The organism is Candidatus Hinthialibacter antarcticus (genome assembly GCA_030765645.1).
In the GTDB taxonomy this organism is placed as follows: Bacteria; Hinthialibacterota; Hinthialibacteria; order Hinthialibacterales; family Hinthialibacteraceae; genus Hinthialibacter; species Hinthialibacter antarcticus.
Genome location: JAVCCE010000015.1, coordinates 51,447 through 70,194, shown reverse-complemented (window position 1 = coordinate 70,194; position 18,748 = coordinate 51,447). Strand labels below are relative to the sequence as shown.

19 protein-coding genes are annotated in these 18,748 nt (G+C 52.1%); 10 read left to right on the top strand and 9 right to left on the bottom strand.

Annotation, left to right across the window (positions count from 1 at the left end; all coding sequences use genetic code 11):
- The first annotated feature begins 131 nt into the window (after positions 1–131).
- Positions 132–1,856, top strand: coding sequence for a DNA polymerase/3'-5' exonuclease PolX (polX, locus tag P9L94_04860; protein ID MDP8243391.1), 1,725 nt, complete (start codon positions 132–134; stop codon positions 1,854–1,856).
- Here polX and P9L94_04855 read toward each other — a convergent pair.
- Both P9L94_04855 and P9L94_04850 read right to left on the bottom strand, forming a co-directional pair.
- Positions 1,853–2,794, bottom strand: coding sequence for an SDR family oxidoreductase (locus P9L94_04855; GenBank protein MDP8243390.1), 942 nt, complete (start codon positions 2,792–2,794; stop codon positions 1,853–1,855). The genes polX and P9L94_04855 overlap by 4 nt on opposite strands.
- A 110-nt stretch (positions 2,795–2,904) precedes the next feature.
- The gene (locus P9L94_04850; protein ID MDP8243389.1) at positions 2,905–3,594 is read right to left on the bottom strand and encodes a hypothetical protein; all 690 of its coding nucleotides are present in this window, start codon (positions 3,592–3,594) and stop codon (positions 2,905–2,907) included.
- Between the two features lie 166 nt (positions 3,595–3,760).
- Here P9L94_04850 and P9L94_04845 point away from each other — a divergent pair, with 166 nt between their 5' ends.
- The 4 genes from P9L94_04845 (at position 3,761) to P9L94_04830 (ending at position 6,166) form a co-directional block, all read left to right on the top strand.
- The gene (locus tag P9L94_04845) at positions 3,761–4,315 is read left to right on the top strand and encodes a cob(I)yrinic acid a,c-diamide adenosyltransferase (protein ID MDP8243388.1); all 555 of its coding nucleotides are present in this window, start codon (positions 3,761–3,763) and stop codon (positions 4,313–4,315) included.
- 260 nt (positions 4,316–4,575) lie between these two features.
- A complete protein-coding gene (locus tag P9L94_04840; protein MDP8243387.1) occupies positions 4,576–5,466 on the top strand; it encodes an SPFH domain-containing protein in 891 nt (296 codons plus the stop codon).
- A gap of 5 nt (positions 5,467–5,471) precedes the next feature.
- Positions 5,472–5,654, top strand: coding sequence for a PTS ascorbate transporter subunit IIC (locus P9L94_04835; GenBank protein MDP8243386.1), 183 nt, complete (start codon positions 5,472–5,474; stop codon positions 5,652–5,654).
- Positions 5,651–6,166 carry a hypothetical protein gene (locus P9L94_04830; protein ID MDP8243385.1) on the top strand — a complete coding sequence of 172 codons (516 nt, stop codon included), beginning with the start codon at positions 5,651–5,653 and terminating at the stop codon, positions 6,164–6,166. Before P9L94_04835 ends, P9L94_04830 begins: the two co-directional genes overlap by 4 nt.
- A 6-nt stretch (positions 6,167–6,172) precedes the next feature.
- Here P9L94_04830 and P9L94_04825 read toward each other — a convergent pair whose 3' ends face one another.
- The 6 genes from P9L94_04825 to P9L94_04800 all read right to left on the bottom strand — a co-directional run bounded on the left by P9L94_04825 (position 6,173) and on the right by P9L94_04800 (position 14,229).
- Entirely contained in the window at positions 6,173–7,522 is a 1,350-nt protein-coding gene (locus tag P9L94_04825; GenBank protein ID MDP8243384.1) for a type II secretion system protein GspG, read from the bottom strand.
- Between the two features lie 8 nt (positions 7,523–7,530).
- Positions 7,531–8,316 (bottom strand): nickel pincer cofactor biosynthesis protein LarB, encoded by a 786-nt coding sequence (gene larB, locus P9L94_04820; protein ID MDP8243383.1) that lies wholly within the window; start codon positions 8,314–8,316, stop codon positions 7,531–7,533.
- Between the two features lie 77 nt (positions 8,317–8,393).
- The gene (locus tag P9L94_04815; protein MDP8243382.1) at positions 8,394–9,998 is read right to left on the bottom strand and encodes a tetratricopeptide repeat protein; all 1,605 of its coding nucleotides are present in this window, start codon (positions 9,996–9,998) and stop codon (positions 8,394–8,396) included.
- 477 nt (positions 9,999–10,475) lie between these two features.
- Positions 10,476–12,230 (bottom strand): Hsp70 family protein, encoded by a 1,755-nt coding sequence (locus P9L94_04810; GenBank protein ID MDP8243381.1) that lies wholly within the window; start codon positions 12,228–12,230, stop codon positions 10,476–10,478.
- 170 nt (positions 12,231–12,400) lie between these two features.
- Positions 12,401–12,946, bottom strand: coding sequence for a nucleotide exchange factor GrpE (gene grpE / locus P9L94_04805; GenBank protein ID MDP8243380.1), 546 nt, complete (start codon positions 12,944–12,946; stop codon positions 12,401–12,403).
- Complete coding sequence (locus tag P9L94_04800; protein ID MDP8243379.1) at positions 12,943–14,229, bottom strand: tetratricopeptide repeat protein; 1,287 nt, start codon at positions 14,227–14,229, stop codon at positions 12,943–12,945. The genes grpE and P9L94_04800 overlap by 4 nt, the downstream gene beginning before the upstream one ends.
- A gap of 166 nt (positions 14,230–14,395) precedes the next feature.
- Here P9L94_04800 and P9L94_04795 point away from each other — a divergent pair, with 166 nt between their 5' ends.
- The 5 genes from P9L94_04795 (at position 14,396) to P9L94_04775 (ending at position 17,893) form a co-directional block, all read left to right on the top strand.
- A complete protein-coding gene (locus P9L94_04795) occupies positions 14,396–14,974 on the top strand; it encodes a flavin reductase family protein (GenBank protein ID MDP8243378.1) in 579 nt (192 codons plus the stop codon).
- Positions 14,975–15,305: 331 nt separating this feature from the next.
- A complete protein-coding gene (locus P9L94_04790; GenBank protein MDP8243377.1) occupies positions 15,306–16,442 on the top strand; it encodes a deoxyguanosinetriphosphate triphosphohydrolase in 1,137 nt (378 codons plus the stop codon).
- A gap of 102 nt (positions 16,443–16,544) precedes the next feature.
- Positions 16,545–16,829 carry a DUF1778 domain-containing protein gene (locus P9L94_04785; protein ID MDP8243376.1) on the top strand — a complete coding sequence of 95 codons (285 nt, stop codon included), beginning with the start codon at positions 16,545–16,547 and terminating at the stop codon, positions 16,827–16,829.
- On the top strand, positions 16,819–17,313 hold the full coding sequence (locus P9L94_04780; GenBank protein ID MDP8243375.1) for a GNAT family N-acetyltransferase: 495 nt from the start codon (positions 16,819–16,821) through the stop codon (positions 17,311–17,313). The genes P9L94_04785 and P9L94_04780 overlap by 11 nt, the downstream gene beginning before the upstream one ends.
- A 10-nt stretch (positions 17,314–17,323) precedes the next feature.
- Positions 17,324–17,893 carry a hydrolase gene (locus tag P9L94_04775; protein MDP8243374.1) on the top strand — a complete coding sequence of 190 codons (570 nt, stop codon included), beginning with the start codon at positions 17,324–17,326 and terminating at the stop codon, positions 17,891–17,893.
- A 6-nt stretch (positions 17,894–17,899) separates the two neighbouring features.
- Here P9L94_04775 and P9L94_04770 read toward each other — a convergent pair whose 3' ends face one another.
- The gene (locus P9L94_04770) at positions 17,900–18,745 is read right to left on the bottom strand and encodes a C-GCAxxG-C-C family protein (protein MDP8243373.1); all 846 of its coding nucleotides are present in this window, start codon (positions 18,743–18,745) and stop codon (positions 17,900–17,902) included.
- Between the last annotated feature and the right edge of the window lie 3 nt (positions 18,746–18,748).

Here is an 18,748-nt window from a genome sequence, read left to right as displayed (position 1 = left end):
AGCTCAAAGAGTTTTTAGAATTATACCCATAGTATGAGCATTCCACCCGCGACGCCCAAGGCGTATATGTCCGTTCTGTTGATTTCAACCTCGCATACAATATCGGTTACCGATTGAAAGGATGACCAGGCATGGGAAATAAAGAGATTGCGCAGATTTTTGACGAGATGGGGAGCCTGTTGCAAATTAAGGGCGAGAACCCCTTTAAAATACGCGCGTACCAGAATGCAGTGCGCATCATCGAAGACCTGGGCCAGCCGTTGCGCGAATTATATGAACGCGATGAATTGAAAACCATCGACGGCTTCGGCAAAGCCATCACGGAAAAAACCGCTGAGTTTTTTGAAACCGGAAAAGTCAGCGCACACGAAAAATTAAAGGGTGAATTTCCAGAGGGAATTCTTGATTTGCTGAAGGTCAACGGCATGGGGCCGAAGACGGTCAAACTGGTCTATGAAGAATTGGGCGTGTCCTCGATTGATGATCTCAAACAAGCCGCCGAAGCGGGCAAGTTGCAATCGCTGCCCAAAATGGGCAAGAAGAGCGAAGAGAAAATTCTCAAAGGAATCGCCAATGTCCAGCAATCCAGCGGGCGTTTTACCCTCGGGGTGGCGGCGCCCATCGCGCGGTCGATTCTCGAACGGGTGAAAGCCGTCAAAGGCGTATGGCAGGCCGATATCGCGGGCAGCCTGCGGCGCGGTCGCGAAACGGTCGGCGATGTGGATATATTGGTTTCCGCCAAAAACGCCGAAGCGGTCATGCAAGAGTTTCTCGCGACGGAGAACATTCGCGACGTGCTTGCGCAGGGCGCGACCAAGTCGAGCATCTTGCTTGAGTGCGGCCTGCAAGTGGATTTGCGCGTCGTCGAAAAAGACGCCTTCGGGGCGGCGCTGCAATATTTCACCGGCTCCAAAGAACACAACGTCAAACTACGCGAACGCGCCGTGAAACAAAAGTTGAAAGTGAACGAATACGGCGTCTACGAGACCGGGAGCGAAACACTCGTCGCGGGCAAGACGGAAGAGAGCGTGTATCAGTGTTTGGGGCTTGCCTGGGTGCCGCCTGAGTTGCGTGAAGGACGCGATGAAATTCAACAGGCGCAAAACGGAACGCTGCCGGAATTGATCGAAGCGAAGCATATTCGCTCGGCGTTGCATAATCACACCACCGACAGCGATGGATTCCTGTCGCTCGAAGAGTTGGCAAATCAGGCGAAAGCGCGCGGGTATGCGTTCATCGCGGTGACGGACCATTCCGGCTCGTTGGGCGTCGCAAACGGCCTCTCGCCGGAGCGGCTCAAACGCCAGATTGAGCAAGTACGTGAGTTTAACGAGACGGTAAAAGGGATCGAAGTGTTGGCGGGAACCGAGGTCGATATTCGCGCGGATGGACGCTTGGACTTTGACGACGATCTGCTCAAAGAACTCGATGTCGTTATTGCGTCTGTGCACGCTTCGTTTGAGCAGCTCAAAGATAAAATGACGGCGCGTATTCTCCGGGCGATTGAGAACCCGTACGTCGATATTATCGCGCATCCAACCGGACGCTTGATCGGGCGGCGTCCACCCATCGAGTTTGATGAGGAGGCGGTGTTCGCCAAAGCGGCGGAAACGCAAACCGTGATGGAGATCAATTGTTATCCGGCCCGGCTCGATTTGAACGATGTTCATATTCGTCAGGCGAAGGCGCACGGCGTTCTGTTTTCAATTAACACCGATACGCATAAGGTCGAGCATTTTGATCATTTAGAATTGGGCGTGAAAATGGCGCGGCGCGGTGGGTTGTCAGCAGACAACGTTATCAATTCGATGACGTGCAAGCAATACCTGAGTTGGAAGAAAAAGAAAACGCGCTAAAGCCCTAACTCTTTGCGGTACCACTCAATGGTAGTGCGCAGGCCTTCTTCAAAACTGATGGCGGGTTCGTAACCGAGCGTCGTCTTCGCTTTTTCGATTGACGCCAGCGAATGCTTGATGTCGCCGGCGCGGACGCCTTCAAACTTCGGTTGGATGTTGGTTCCCAGTATCTGGTTGATCGCATCCACTATTTCCAAGATGGTGTATTGTTTGCCGCAGGCGATGTTAATCACTTCGCCGGGCGCGTCTTTGGCGGTCAATGCCAGCATGTTTGCATCGACGTTGTTTTTCACAAAGGTGAAATCGCGCGAGGCGGAGCCGTCGCCAAAAATGGTGGGTTGCTCGCCTTTTAACATCAGCGGAATAAAAATCGCTAACACGCCCGTATACGCCGAAAAGGGATTTTGCCTCGGGCCAAATACGTTGAAATAGCGCAAGCAGACGGTTTCCAGCCCGTAGGAATGATAAAACGCCTGGCAATATAATTCGCTCGATAATTTTGCGGCGCCATAAGGCGACAGCGGCGCGGGTTTTAACTCTTCATGCTTTTGGTCAACTTCCGCATCGCCGTAGGCGGAGGATGAAGCGGCGTACACAAACCGTTTAACGTCGGCGTCTTTTGCAGCGATGAGAAGGTTGACGGTCCCCGTGACGTTGACGTGATGGCTTTCGAGCGGGTTTTCGATCGAGCGCGGGACGGAAGGCAGCGCCGCTTGGTGAAATACATGATCGGCGCCTTCAACGGCGCGGCGCACGTCATCCAAATTTCGTAAATCAATCTGTTGAAAATCGATTCGGTCTTTGAATGGATCGGCGTTCTCGATGCGGCCTGTGCTGAGGTCGTCGATCACAACGACTTGGTGCTCTTCGTCCAACAATCGTTCGACAATATGGGAGCCGATAAACCCCGCGCCGCCAGTAACAATAAATCGCGTCATGAAAGCCTTCTCTTTCGGTGAAAATCAAACAAACAAACGAGTACGATGATACTCGAATCGTCATTGAAAGCAACATGCTCAAGGCATGGGCCATTCGCTGATACAACGATTTAGCGAAGGCTTTGGTACGGACGAAAAATGCAATTCCAATCCAAACCGCCGCGTCTATACGCCTCGCCGTATGCTTCAATCAGCGTAAAAACCAGCATGGGCAGTTGCGTATTGTTTGCTGCGGTTTCTTTGACGAAAAGAGTTGCGTTTTTGTCCATTGTCAATACAAAGGCGAAATCAGTTGCGCTTTCAATTGAAGCGGTGGCGCTTCCGATTGAGCGGGCGCCAGTTGCGCTTACATAGGCCGAACCGATTGACTGCTCAATTTCCGCTCCTCCCACAACGCCGGGGACGGACCATGCGCGGGAATTATAATTGACATGAGACCAGGTGGGGAAATCGCTCGAAGTCGAGGGTGGATTTAAAATACTCCCCGGATCGCTCCAATTTGAATCGTTGAGTTTGTAGGCTGTAATGGTTCCAGGATCGGCGACGGAGGCGATGTTGAATTGAAGGTCGAAATGATACAAACCCGGCGGTATGTCGACGCCGCCAAATCGAATCAAGAGAAAATTTTCGTTGTAATTAATGGTCCCGGTAGAGCCGATGCTATTGTCGGCGTCCCATTTGTATATTTGTACATCGCCATAATCAGTGAAGCCATTGTCCTGGTAACGAAACGAATAGGTTTGAGCGTTTGCAGTAAGGGTGAAGGCTAGCGCAAAAAGTAGAATGGTTCGATGTCTCATTGTTTGTTCTCCAAATGTGAGAGATGAATTCATTAATAGAGGGAACGCCGCAAAAGCGCGGCCTTATCGGCTGGAAGGCGCGAAAGATTGCTCTATTTCAGATTTTCATTTCAAAGTACATTGATGCAGGCGCATTGGGCGCGACGAATGAAAGGTTTTTGTTTCGATGGTGAAGATTTACACAAAAACAGGGGATGACGGCGCGACATGTTTAGTGACGGGGCGCCGGGTAGCAAAAGACTCATTGCGCGTAGACGCGTATGGCGAGGTGGATGAGTTAAATTCGCTATTGGGGCTGGCGATTGCGCAGGGGGCCGCTGAGGCGTTGCGGCCTGTGATTACGAAAATTCAATCAGCGCTGTTTGATTTAGGGGCGGATTTAGCCTGCCCTCCGAATGAAGAAAGCAAACTGGTCGTGCCGCGGATTCAAGACGCCCATGTTGTGGAGTTGGAGGGGTATATTGACCGCTTTGAAACTCATCTGGAGCCACTGAGGCAGTTTGTTTTGCCTGGCGGATCGGTTGCGGCTTCTTATCTTCATCTTGCCCGTTCTGTTTGTCGGCGCGCTGAGCGCCGGGTGGTTACATTGCGGCATAGCGAACCGGTGAGCGAGACATTGATGCAATACCTAAACCGGCTTTCTGACCTACTTTTTGTGATGGCGCGCTATCAAAACGCCGCTGACGAGACGCCTGAAGTAACCTGGACTCCATCCATTTAACTAGAAGTCATCTCAAACACTCTCAACTTTTATCGCATCAGGCTTGGGTACATCTCTGCTCGCTTCAGTGCGGGCTTCCAGGCCCTTTTGCACAGGCGCTCCCAGAACTGCACCCAAGCCGAAACTAGGTTGCTGTGTTTCGATATGGTTTCGGAATTTTAACTTTTTTCCCCCTCTAAAAAAATAATTGAACTTTTTATTTGACTTTTGCGTAGTTATGATATAGAAGTGATATCACATTCATATCATCGGAGGGCAAGATGAAAACCGAAGAGAAATTATTACAACCAAAGTCAGGATGGGTTTTTCTCATTATCGGGTTGGTCGTCGTTACGTTGATTATTTGGCTGGTTGTCTCTGGAATCATGGTTGCCAACCAACGGGGTGGGAACCCAGTCTGGTTTTTTGTTCTGGGGCCAATAATTGGGGTGTGCGACATCGTATTTCTGAGTGGGTTGTTTATCCTAAACCCAAACCAAGCAGGGGCTTATGTTCTGTTTGGTCACTATCAGGGAACCGTGAAACAGTCTGGCTTTTGCTGGCGTAACCCATTCACCACAGTCAAGAAAATTTCGCTGCGTTCGCGCAACCTCAACGGCGAAAAACTCAAAGTAAACGATCATAACGGCAACCCCATCGAAATCGCCGCCGTTGTCGTGTGGAAGGTGCGCGACACCGCCCAGGCGCTGTTTGAGGTTGACGATTATGAAGAGTACGTCGAAACCCAGAGCGAAGCGGCGATTCGACATCTGGCGGGACGTTATCCATACGATTCGGAAGAAGAGGAAGAAGTTTCATTACGGCAGGGCACTGAGGAAGTTAATGAGCAGCTGATGGGCGAGTTGCAAGAGCGCCTCGAAAAGGCGGGCGTTGAGATTGAAGAAGCGCGCATCAGCCACTTAGCCTACGCGGCGGAGATTGCAGGCGCGATGTTACGGCGCCAGCAAGCGCAAGCCGTGATTGCTGCGCGTAAGTTGATCGTTAAAGGCGCGGTGGGCATGGTGGAACTGGCGCTGGAGCAACTCAGCGAAAATAACGTCGTTGAACTAGACGAAGATCGCAAAGCGGCAATGGTCAGTAACCTGTTGGTGGTGCTCTGCGGCGAAGAAAATGCACAGCCCATTGTGAACACCGGGACGTTATTTAATTAAGACGAATGGCTAAACGAAAAAGTTTTCTGCTGCGAATGGACCCGAAACTCTGGGATGAAATTAACGCCTGGGCGGATAAGGAACTGCGCAGCGTGAATGGTCAAATCGAATTTCTGCTGCGGGAGGCGGTGAACCGGAGGCGTAAACACGCCAAAGAGGAACCCGCCTCTCCACATGAGGACGAATGATGAGTCAATCGAAAGCGCTCTTTCATGAAGAACAATCGTTTCGCCAAATTTGGCTTTTGTTGATTATCGCCTGTGCGCTGCTCGCAGGGCCGGTTGGGGTTCTGATTGAATTTCGCTCTCTATTCGGCCTCGACCCCGACCCGGCGAAATGGGCGGAATTCTGGACGAAACTTGGCATTTTGGCTTGCGTTGAAGGGATTATTCTCGTCTGGTTTTTATCAATGAAACTGACAACCACAGTCAAGCCGGACGGGTTGTCGTTGTTCTATCGCGGGCTGTATTGGAAAGATATCCCCATTTCGCTTGAAGAAGTTGAGTCGATTGAAGCAAAGGAATATAGCCCGTTGTTTCAATATGGCGGCTGGGGTGTTCGCTATGTCTCGAAGGGAAAAGCGTACAACGTGTTCGGCAACCAGGGCGTACGCATCAATTATAACAATGGCAAGCACATTTTGATCGGCTCGCAGGATCTGAAAAAACTACTGAAGGCGATCCAGCAAATTCAAGCGTGAATCCCGCTAACGCAGGTCGTCGAGCAGGCCGTTGTCGTCATGCTGGTTCGGGCCGAAACTGCGGACGCTGACGTGTATCTCATCGCCGTCTTTAAAATAATCATAGACGAAGGGTTTTCCCCACATGTCGCGCAAGGGGATGTCAGGCTTGAGATACGGGCCTTTCCATCCGGGGACGTCGTGTGGTTTTTGCAGCGCATCCAAGCCCAGTTCTTGAGTGGGATACTTGCCTGTGTCGAACTTGTAGCGGTCGAGGGCTTTTTTGTATTCGGTAAACACCTCTCCCATGCTGAGCGCGATGGGTGGAAACGCGATGGACAGATCAATGGGGATTTTGTGTGGATACAACGCAGGCAACGGCCCGAAAAGATGAAAGCGGTTTAAGGGCGGCGGCTGAAAATCAAACGACAAGCCCAACGGCTCCGGTTGCCATGCCGCCCAGTTTTGAATCAGCGTGAGTTTTTCATTGATGTCGGCGAATTCTTGCAGATTCAGCTTATTGGAATCCGGCGAAACCCGCAGCGATTGTCTCGGCGCAACCATGTAAGGGTCGCTGCCTCGCCAAAAGCGGAGTTCTCCCGTCCCTTGCAGGTAATGAAGGTCCGCCCCGCCGTTCATTTGCGTCGCTTCCACGAGCAGGATGCCGGATTGCATAATCGTTTGGACCGTGTTGATGCTGAGGATGACCCGGCGCCATTGCGACTTGCCCTCGCCCACGTCAAACCACGCGCCGCCGTTCTCCAGCCGGAGATGAATGCGGTAATTTTGTACGGACGGGTCCCAAGTTAATTGGTCAAAACGAATACGGGCGCCAGGCAAGAGGCCAATTTCGCCCATCTCTTCAATGTTAAGAGTGACGCGCGAGTTGCCCGAAACCACAATCATGCGTCCTAGTGGAATTTCTTGTTTTTCTTGCAGCGGTTCGCGGTCTCGCGGCGCATCGGCGCGCCGGTTGTCGGAAACATACGCCCAACCGCGAATGGATTTTACGCTCAAGCGCATTGAACTATTGTTTGCGTCTTCTTTCGCTGCGGGCGGAGTCGAGCCGTCGCCTTCCGGCAAGATATATCCAACGTCGATTAAACGCTGGACTAATTCTTTGTCGCCGATTTCAGACGGGGCTTCGTTTTCAGTTTCTTCAATTCGCTCGACGGCTTCGCGTTTGAGCCAGACCAGCGATTGGTTCAGGCGAATTTGGATAAATTCATTGGACGTGTCTTTGGCTTCGTCCGGCGAAACAATTTCGCAGCGGAGCCGGGCGCCGTCTTTTAAAAATACCACATCCGCTACGACGGCGGCGCAGAAGAGGCAGGGCAAGGCGATCCAAGCAAAATATGGCGCGATGTTTCGTAACATGAAATATCTCATGCGACTGGTTCCTTCGCGTGTTTGGCTGCGTGGTGAATTTTTTTGTTGATGACGCTGGCGGCGAAGCCCGCGCCGAACCCATTATCAATGTTCACGACGGTGACGCCCGCGCTGCAACTATTCAGCATGGTCAACAGCGCTGAAACGCCGCCAAAACTAGCGCCGTAACCCACGCTGGTGGGGACGCCGATCACCGGACAGTCGACCAGCCCGCCTACCACGCTGGCGAGAGCGCCTTCCATGCCCGCCGCGACGACGATCACATCGGCTTCGCGCAATATGTCAATGCGCCCCAGCAGGCGGTGGATGCCCGCGACGCCTACGTCGGAAAGTCGCTTTACGTTGGAGCCGGTAAAGCGGGCGGTGAGCGCGGCTTCTTCGGCGACCGGCAGGTCAGAGGTGCCCGCGCAGATCACCAGCACGTTGCCGACCGTTTCGCCCATTTCACCATCGCCGACGGTGAACGCCCGCGCGCGTTGATGGAGGGTTCCATCCGGGTACGCCTGTTGTAATTGGGCCAGGGCGTCTTCTGAGGCGCGGGTGGTGAGCACCGGCATTTGTTTTTCGCGAATGGCGCCGACGATGTCGAGAATTTCCTGGGTGGTTTTGTTCTGACCAAAGACGACTTCCGGCTGGCCCTGCCGCAGGGCGCGGTGATGGTCGATATTCGCGAACCCCAGGTCTTCATAAGGCAAGTCGCGCAAATGCAGCAAGGCCTCATCGACGGAGGCCTTACCCTGGCTGACTTGTTCTAGCACTTCCCGGATTCTCTCAGGATGCATCGTAACCTCAAAAAAATGGTCTCACTGCGTCTTACAGTATCGCAAAACCCGTCTGACCGCCAAATTCAAATGAGCGATTAGGATTCCTGGTTTTCGCTCAGCTGCGCTTCTAAGGCTTTGACTTCAGGATGAGAGGATGAAATTTTCACCGCCTGTTGAAGTTTCTTTTTCGCGCCGTTGAGATCATTATCGGTGATTGATTGTTTGGCTTCCAGTAAAATGAGACGCAATTTGGTTTTTTGTTCTTCTGTCCGATCAATCACTTTTTGCGCGTCGGCTTTGCTGCGTTCATCGTCCGGCAGCAATTTGATGACTTGTTCGGCCAATTCGACGGATTCATCCAACTGTCCGTTGGAGAGGCTGGTGTTGGCGTCTTTCAATAAGCGAGAGGCCAATTCTTTGCGTTTTTCTTGCAACTGCTGTATGCGGTTGCGAGTTTCTTCGCGGCGAAGCGCTTGTTCAAGCGGGTCGTCTAAAATCTCTTGAATGGTTTCTTGCATGGAAAGCAGCAAGGCGTGATCGGTCGCGCGGCCCAGCCCCGCATCGACGTTTTGCAGCGCGAGTTCATAGTTGTTTTGCTGCAACTGGTCGCGGGCTTGGACGGCGAGTTCGTTGGCGTATTTGTAGTCGTCAATGTTGCGTTGCAGGGTTGCGATTTCGTCGCGCAGTTTTCGATTGTCTTCGCGCAGGGTTTCGATATTCTGGTCATAGGTGCGGCGCACGGTTTTGATTTCTTCTTCATGGCTGAGGCGGGCGGTTTGGGCGCTGGTTTGCTCTGAGGTGAGTTGAGCGCGGTATCCTTCCGCTTGTTCTTGCGACAGCGTCAGCGCGTGTTGGGTGTCGGACAGTTGTTTTTCCAGCGTTTGTGTTTTGGCGTCGCGGGTGCGGATTTCGGTTTGCAGCGCGTTGATTTTTTGGGTCTCGCGAACCAAATCCTCTTTTTCTTTTTGCAGCGCGGCGATCTGGTCGCGAAATCCGTCACGTTCTTTGGTGCGCAATGCAGTGATTCGTTGAATTTGGAGTTCGCGGGTTTCCGCCAGAGAATCGGCTTGGGTCAATCGTTGAAGCATGCCTTCAACGCCGCCTTCGGGGAAATTCGTCTTGAATGCGTTGACTTCGGCTTCGGCTTTGTTGAGACGGTCTTTTTGAGCGTCGATGGCTTGGTCTTTGGCAGCCAACTGGACGGAATAGTCGTCGATCATGCGGTTTTTTGAATTCAGACGGAAGCCAAAATACAGGGTGACGACAAGAAACAGCGCGGCGGCGGCGTAGGCGATGTACATCTTCATAATGTACGGGCGCTGCTCGTCTTCTTCGACCGCTTCTTCTTCCATGCGGCGGGCTTTTTCCATATTTTTGTAGGCTTTTTCAAATTCCGGGTCGAGCGCCATGCAGCGTTCCCAAGCGCGCATCGCTTCGGTATAAAGCCCTTTTTGGGCGTAGATGGTGCCCATCAGGTTATGGAATTGCGGATTTTCAGAAGACAGCGCCAATGAGGCTTCGATTTGCCCCAGGGCTTCGTCTAGTTTCCCGTTATGGGCTAAGGCCAGCGCCTCGTTATAGTGGGAATTGGCGGTATCAATGACGCTTTTGACCGCAGACAGGTCAGCGTTGCACTCTTCGCAAACATGCGCCTCAATCGGGTTGCTCGCTCCGCATTCCGGGCAGAGGATGGCATCCATTCACTTTCTCCTTACAAGGGCCATTCATTGAATGGCCGTGTTCATTTCTATTGTATCGCGAAACCCCCATAATCTGGCAGGGTTAGCGCGGCGCGTTTCTAAATAACGGTTGATCGGCTTGGCCCGTTAGGCCGTTCTGTCCATTTTTACTTGTATCACATGAATTTCTCGGGGTTCGGTTTCGCTTGTCTCCATCGCGTCTTATTGCCCTTTTGATAAAGTAGGGGCGCAGCGCGCTGCGCCCGTTTTTCAAATCCCCCCTGGCGTCTGCGACGCCCTCCCCCCTTATGGAAAGGGGGCTAACAACCTGTCTATAACGACTTGACCGGGTGACAAGGGCAGGGCCGAATGCCAGCACTTGAATCAATACGCAGCGCCTCTTTGTTGTCCGTGAAAATTAGTCCAAACAAAAAACCAGACGGCGCGAAGGCCGTCTGGAATAAAGGTAGTAAAGCGTAATAAAACTTGTTTTCTCGTTTAATAATCGGCTGTTTCATAACGGGCCAACATATCGTTTAACTGGCCCATTTTTTCTTGCACCGACGTATCGTCTGATTGCGTACGCGCATCTTCGAGGTCGCCGATCACCTTCATGGCTTCTTCGGCCATTGGGTCTTCGGATTCAGAGAAGACCCGTTTGGCGCGGAACACCAAACTATCGACTTCATTCGCCATGTCTTGTTGCTGACGATGTGACATTTGTTGGACGACGCGCTCTTGCGCCTGTTGTTTCAACGAGCCGCGCTCTTCGTCGCTGAGGCGGTTGTCGGTCGCCATAACGGTGATGCTGACTTCGGTATCGGTGGTCAGGTCTTTCGCCGTCGCTTCGAGGATACGGTCCTGATTGAGGCGGAAGGTGACTTCGATGCGCGGTACGCCGCGCGGCGCGGGCGGAATTTTGTCGATGCGCAGCATATCCAGGAAGGTGTTCGCCGAAGCGATGTTCTCTTCGCCTTCATAAATCGGGAAACTGATCGCGTCCTGGAAGTCGCGGGTTGTGGTAAATAGGTCTTTGGCTTCGGTCGGATAGGTCGAGTTGCGCTCGATCAATACGCCGTATCGGTCTTCGGCTAACCCGACGCCAAGCGAGAACGGCGTCAAGTGGACGATAACCGGGCCGTCTTTATGCACCTGGTCCGCCGCCGAATGTTGTAGTTCATCGTCAAGCGGGGCAAGGATATACGCCTGCACCGCAGCGCCCAAGGCAACGCATTCATCCGGGCTGACGTCTTTGCGCGGCTCTTTGGCGACGATCTTGGCGACCGTTTGTTGTACATAGGGAATGCGTGTACTACCACCAACTAAGAGGACATTGGAAATATCTTCTGGTTTCAAGCCAGCGTCTTGAATCGCATCCAGGGTCGGTTGCGAGGTCATTTCGATCAGGTCGTGAACCAGGCTTTCAAACTCGGCGCGGGTGAGTTCTTCGGAGAGAGTCACCGGGCCTTTATCGGTCATGGCGATGGCTTCGACGATGATTTCCGTCTTGGTGACGCCGGAGAGTTCGATTTTGGCTTCCTGGGCGGCTTCGCGAAGGCGGAACATCGCTTTGGAATCGCCAGTGAGGTCGATGTTTTCTTTTTGTTTAAACTTTTCAAGCAGATATTCAACGATGCGGGCGTCGAAGTCGTCGCCGCCTAAGTGGTTATTGCCTTTGATTGACAAGACTTGAAAGACGCCTTCGACCATTTCGATGATGGAGACGTCAAACGTACCGCCGCCAAGATCATAGACCATCAAAATCTGGTCGCTTTCTCTTTCGAGACCATAAGAGATCGCGGCTGCTGTGGGTTCGTCGATGATCCGGCGAACGGTGAATCCAGCGATTTCACCCGCGTCGCGGGTCGCTTGGCGTTGCGCATCCGTAAAATAAGCCGGAACTGTGATGACGGCTTGCGGGCATTCTTCTCCGAGAAATTCTTCGGCGTCAGATTTCAATTTCTGCAAGACGCAGGCTGAAATCTCTTGCGGGGTGTGGCTTTTGCCGTCGATATCGACGCGGTAGGCCGTTCCCATGTGACGCTTAATCGAGAAGATGGAGCGGTCAGGGTTCATACCTGCCGCCCGCCGGGCTTTTTTACCGACTAGAACCGAACTGTCGTCTTGAAAGAAAACAATCGACGGTGTTATCCGGTCTCCTAAGTCGTTGGGGATAATGACAGGCTTATCGCCTGCCATATACGCAACTACGGAGTTAGTTGTTCCAAGGTCGATGCCTAAAATCCTAGCCATCTATTCTACATCCTCCGGCGCGCGTTCAGTGTATGGCCTAGATATATATCATAAGTTCGATGAACTTGTCGTGAAAATCCGGCCTATCAATCAATAAATCTTTTCGATTGACGCTAAATCCGGCGATGAGAGCATCATCCAGATGAACGCGTATTTGTAAAGTATTATTCTTATTCTTCAATTATTTTCGGGTTCTTCACGATAATTACCTTTGCGTCGCGTAGAACCCGGTTTCCGTACCGATACCCCTTGACCATTTCTTCCAATATCAATTGGTTGGGTTTTTCAGGGGCTCCGCGGGTTTCAACAACCTCATGAACAGAGAGGTCTAATTGTTGTCCTTGCGATTCTATCCCAACCAAGCCTTCTTTTTCTAGAGCCGAGAGCAAGCGCCTATAGAGGGCTTCGAGCGTTTTGACCCAGTTCGCGAGTGTATCGCTATCATCTAAACTACTGTTTTTCGTATAGTTAAAGATCGTGTCAAAACTGTCAAGTATTGGGAGAATGCGGCGGAAAAATTCTTCCTTATTCTTGTCTAGGCCGTTTTTTACCGCTAGACGCCGCGTTTCGCCGGGAGCAGGCAAGGCTGGCATTTTTTTGTACATCAGCCTGACTGCGCTGGTCCCTTTGCCTCCATATGTTTCAATCGGCATGTTGTCGATTGGGAAGACGTCGCGAGGATCGGGTTGACTGGAACGGGTCAACCAACCAATCATCGGAGGCCTCCAAGACGTTTACATTCTCTCACGCCCTGCCGGGCCACTTTATTGCGCGGGTCAACATCCATCACCCGCTGATATTCCGCTAACGCGGAGGTAAAGTTTCGCATTTGGAAATAGGTTTCGCCCAACAGAAGCCGCAATTCGAAATTTTTGGGTTCGTGTTTGAGGGCGTTTTTAAATTGGACTAACGCCTGGTTGAAGATGCGTTGTTCCATCAAGCGTTTGCCAAAAATGGTGTGGCCTCGAACCAAGTGGTCGATGACGCCTTGTTTGGAGGAGGCGATCTTCAAGGCGTGGTTCCAGGTTTGAAACGCGACTTTATGTTGATTTGTATTAAGATAGGCCCAAGCGAGTTGGCATAAGACATCGACATCCTGTTCGTTGTCTTGCCGGGCGCGTTCGAGCGCTTCGAGCGCTTGGCGCCAGTTGCCTTGTTTGATGCAGGCGTAGCCTAATTCTTTGGCGGAACCGGCGGTGATATTGCCTTCGCTGCCGTCGACTTCGCTTTTGCCTTCGAGGTGGTAGCCGCCGGTGTATTTGTGGGCGGCGATGACCAGAGCTTTTATATAGTCGTTGTCGGGGTCATTTTTTAATTCGGCGTTAAGCGAATCAATCGCAATTTTCCATGATTCGCGGCTTTCGTCTTTTTTGCCTTGTTTTTCTTGCGCCAGGGCGACGTTTTTATAGATGGCGGCGTTTTTGAAGCCGCTTTCGTTGAGTTGTTTGAAGGCGTTTTCTGCTTCTTCCATCTGCCCGTCGGCTGCGAGGTCGAAGGCTTCTTGCCAGACGGTGTAGGTCAGGTTGCTTTTCGCTTCCTGATCGTCTGGATAGAGGTCAATAATTTTGTTCCAGACTTCTTTGGCTTCATTAATATGACTATGGACGGAATGATAAAGCGCTGCGCCGTGGAGCAAGTGAAGCGCTTTTGCTTTCTCTTCGCCTTCAAGTTGTTCGAGTTGGCGCTCGCCGCACAGCGTCTTCATCTCTTGGTTTAATTTAAAGAGTGAAATGGAGTGTAAGTCCATACCTTTGTAGTCGCTATGACTGAACGACGGCGGCGGGGAGAAATTTTCAACATCAGAAGCCGCGCGTGACGCAGGTTCTTTTAAAATATCGAAGGCCGTACGGATTTCGATAAATTCTTCCGGGTAATATTCCGGGTTGTATTGCTTCACCAGGTGGAAATATTGCGCTTTGATAGTTTCAACGTCAGCCCAAGGGTTGACCTTGAGAATTTCGTAGGGTGAGCGGGTTAAAGTAACTGTATTCGTATCCACGATTTTGATGTAAAAAGCCGCTATAGTTTTTGTGTAAATGCCATTTTTTTTCGGCAGTGGAACGATTGTAATGAATCAATGGCGTTGTAGCAAGTGCAACTAGGCAATTCCAGAAAAACGCGCCGGATTTGTGACGGCTCTTTACTATATAGAAAGCGGGCGGGAGATGATATCTAAACCGATAGAGGCATTTTCGCATTTCATCGCAACGCACCCGGTTTTATTGCTATCGGCCCGTAAGGGACGGGCGAATACGGTATCTCCGGTATTGTGGTACATGCCGATTGGGATGGACCCGCCGATGGTTGCGGTCTCATTGAAGCCGAGTTCGCAGAGTTTTCATTTTGTTCGCGAGTCGGGTGATTTTATTTTGGGCGTGGTGGGTGAATCGCTGGTTAAAGAGACGCATTTTTGCGGGGTGCACTCTGGTCGCGACGTTGATAAACTACGGGTGTTAAATTTAACCACCACTCGCGCCAAGACGGTGACGCCGCTGATGATAACGGAATGTCTGGTGCAGATTGAATGCCGCGTACGGGACATTATTCCGGGTCCGGGGCGGCCGTTGATTACGGCTGAGGTGCTTTATGTCGGCGTACATGAACAAATTGATCAGATCAGATGGCAGCCGGAAGAGTTCTTGTTGTATTACATGGGCGGCAATCGCTACCGGGTCGGACGCAAGATTCTCGACATGAGCGACGTGCGACCCGGTTATGTCCCGCCAGACGCCTATTTGAGATGAGTGTGGAGTTGGAACCGTTGACGTTTGTACTTAATTTGAATCCCCTCTAGCCCAATGTCATTGACTTAAGGGGTGGCAAGCCAAGGCGTTGCGAAGTGAGGGCAGACCTTGATGCAACGAAATCAAAAATATCAGCCCTGTAGGGGCGCAACGTGTTGCGCCCGAATCCCCCCTGGCGCTTTCAGCGCCGTCCCCCCTTAAAAAGGGGGGCTAAAAGTCTTAAGTCAATGACATTGCCCCCTAGCACCCCCCTTAATAAGGGGGGTACAGTCGAAGACGACGGGGGGATTATGCGATAAATGCCATGAAATGAATCCATATTGAGGTCAAAATGACGAAGACCAATGAAACATCCTCGCTGATGTCGCGGGAACGGCTCGAACAAGGAGAGCGCGAGCGCCTCGCGCCCTACGCTGCCTGCGCGGCGGATTCGCGTGGACGTATATATAATGAAGAAGAACACGCCTACCGCACCTGCTACCAGCGCGACCGCGACCGCATCATTCACAGCAGCGCCTTTCGCCGTCTGGAATACAAAACCCAGGTGTTTATCAACAACGCTAGCGACCATTACCGCACCCGGCTGACCCATACGCTCGAAGTTGCGCAGATCGCGAGGACGCTGGCGCGGGCGCTGTCGCTCAATGAAGACCTGTGCGAGGCCATCGCCCTGGCGCACGACCTGGGCCATCCGCCCTTCGGTCATGCGGGCGAGCGCATATTGAATGATTTGGCGGATGAATCCGGCGGGTTTGAACACAACGCCCAGGCGCTGTGCATCGTCGATTATCTTGAGGTGCGCTACCCGCAGTTTCCCGGGCTGAACCTGACCAAAGAATCGCGGCGCGGCATTCTCAAGAGCCACACGCCCTATCGCGGTATGGGGCAGGGGCTGGAAGGCGCACCTTGCGTCGAAGCGCAGGTGGTTGACGCGGCGGATGAAATATCGTATTGCAGCCACGACCTCGACGACGGCATTGATTCGGGCTTGTTGCATCCCGACGACGTGATGACGGTGCCGCTGTGGCGCGAGGCGGCGGAGCAGGTGCGCGACCAGGTGGCTGAATGGCGCGGCAAACGGCGGCGCTATCCGCTGATTTTGCATCTCATCAATTGTCAGGTGACCGACCTCGCCGAAGAAACCATGCGGCGGCTGAACCAACATACAGGCGAAGTCAAAGACGGTCTGGTCGGGTTCAGCGCCGGGATGCAGCAGCATGTGCAGGCGTCGCGCAAGTTTCTGTTCGATCACTTATACCGCCACCCGCAGGTACTGCGCTCAAACTCGCGCTGTCGTTTGATTATCCAACGCTTGTTTGAGCATTACACCGAGCATCCCGGACAAATGCCGGAAGCCTATCAGGCTCGGATTGAACACTATGGTCTTGAACGCTGCGCGTCGGATTACATCTCTGGCATGACCGACCGCTACGCTGAAGAAGACTATAGACAACTGTTTGGGTTTTGATGCTTCGATTGTTCATGCAAGACAATCGAACTGCATAAATAGTTGTTTGTGGGTGCAAATGTGGGTATAATTGTGTCTGTTGAAAGGAGGTAAAATGAGGCAATGAATATTAGAAATGATGATACGTTAAAAGTTCGCATGGATTCGATAACGCTCGATCTGATGGAACGGGCGAGAGAATTTTTGCATTTAGATAAAAGCAAATTTATCCGCCACAGCGTTAGACGGATGGCCGAAGCGGTGATTGCCGAGCATGAACAAACCCGGTTTAGCGCCGATGACTGGCAACAGTTCTTCCAGTTGGTCGAAAATCCTCCCGAAGCGACAGACCGCTTTAAAAAGGCAGCCCTGAAATATCAAGAGATCACTTCAGAACATGAAATTTGAACCTCTGAGTCCAAAATTTCATGACCGCAAATCATTTGATTGCGGCGTTAAAGAACTTAATTTATATATCCAACAATTTGCCAATCAGGACCAGGTGAGAAGCCTGACTAAAGTGTATGTACTATCCGATGGTCCAACCATAATTGGCTATTATTCTATATGCGCTCATTCTGTCTCAAGAGAAAACCTTCCTGAAAACCAAAAAATTGGTCCATATAACGACTTGCCATTTCTTTTGCTTGGACGATTGGCGGTCGATCATAACTTTCAGGGCAAGGGCTATGGAGACGCTCTTATCTTTCATGCGTTCAAAACAACTCTGAATGCAGCCGAGACAGTCGGCATTCTGGGTATTGTTGTTGATGCGCTTAATGAAAATGTGGTTTCCTATTACGAAGGATTTGGTTTTATGAGATTAAAAGGGACGCAGAACCGGTTTGTAATCTCTATCTCAACAATGAAACATCTACTCGAAACACGCTAAGGTGAAGCAAATGGTGATTGATCGCGAGACAGCTTGGAATTTGTTATGTGAATGGACGCCGGGCGAGGCGCTGCGCATTCATGCGCGTTCGGTGGAAGTGGTGATGCGGGCGGCGGCGGTGAAATACGGCGGCGGCGAGAGCGACGCCGAACTGTGGGGTGTGACCGGGCTGCTGCATGACGCCGACTATGAACAATGGCCCGAAGACCACCCCAAGCGCATCATGGCATGGCTGCGCGAGCGCGGCGAAGAAGACATGGCCCACGCCATCGCCTGCCACTATACCCAATGGGGCGTGGCCTGCGAAAGCGCGATGGACAAAGCCCTGCTGGCCTGCGACGAGCTGACTGGCTTCGTCGGCGCGTGCTGTTTCGTGCGACCCGACGGCATTCACACCCTGGCGCCGAAAAGCGTCAAGAAAAAATTAAAAGACAAGAGTTTCGCCGCCAAAGTCAATCGCGACGAAGTGCGCCTGGGCGCCGAGCAACTCGGCGTCGAGATGGGGGAGCACATTCAATTTGTAATTGATGCGCTCAAACCTCACGCCGAAGAACTGGGTCTACAAGGCCGGGGTGAATAAGCGCGGCTATTCGCTTTTTTCGGGCATGAATTTGTAATGCGCGTCGGCGAAGAGTGTGTGCGCCGTCGAGGTCTCATGGCATGACGTGCAATTCATCTTGCCTTTGATGTTGCCGAGTTTGCCCGGTTTGCCGTGGCACTGAATGCAGCCTGCGGCGTCGATGTTGATTGCCGGTGAGTGTTCAAAACCGCCTTCGACATACTGGTTCAACAGGCCGACCGCTTTTTGGGTTACGTCCGCCGTTAAGCGGCTGCAGCGTTCGGTGCGTTCTTTGCTGTCGGTGCGCTTGCCGGACGCCTTAGACCATGTCGCGGTTGATGCGTGGCAGAGGACGGAATTTGAAACGGTCACGACGGTTTTTTCTTTTGCGTCTTTCGGCTCAAAAACAGGCAGAGCGGTTTTTTCATACCAGCTAAAAAATTCTTCAATGATGGCGTTGCGGTGGCCTTTGTTCTCTACAAACAATCCGACTGCGGCGGCTGTGCCGTTCAATGCGCCGCACACCGAGCCGAATTCGCCGATTCCCGAAGAGCCGTACTTCATCATTTCATAAGGAAAAGAAGCGTAGGGCTGGCCGTATTGCTGCGCCAATTGGGTGATGATGCTGCCGAACGAGGCGTACATGCACCCGCCGCCTGCGTACATCTGATAAGCCAATTCGCCTGTTGCGGCTGCGTCAAGCGCGTGATACGACCAAGCGCCTGGTTGTTGGGCGTCTGCGCTTAAAGCAATCCGTGATGGTTCTTTTTGTGGAACATCCGGCGGAGTGAACCCTTTGGTCAATATCAATACGCCTGAAGCGGCGGCGGTGAGACCTGTTGCGGCGCCAATTAAGACTTTTCTGCGGTCCATGAG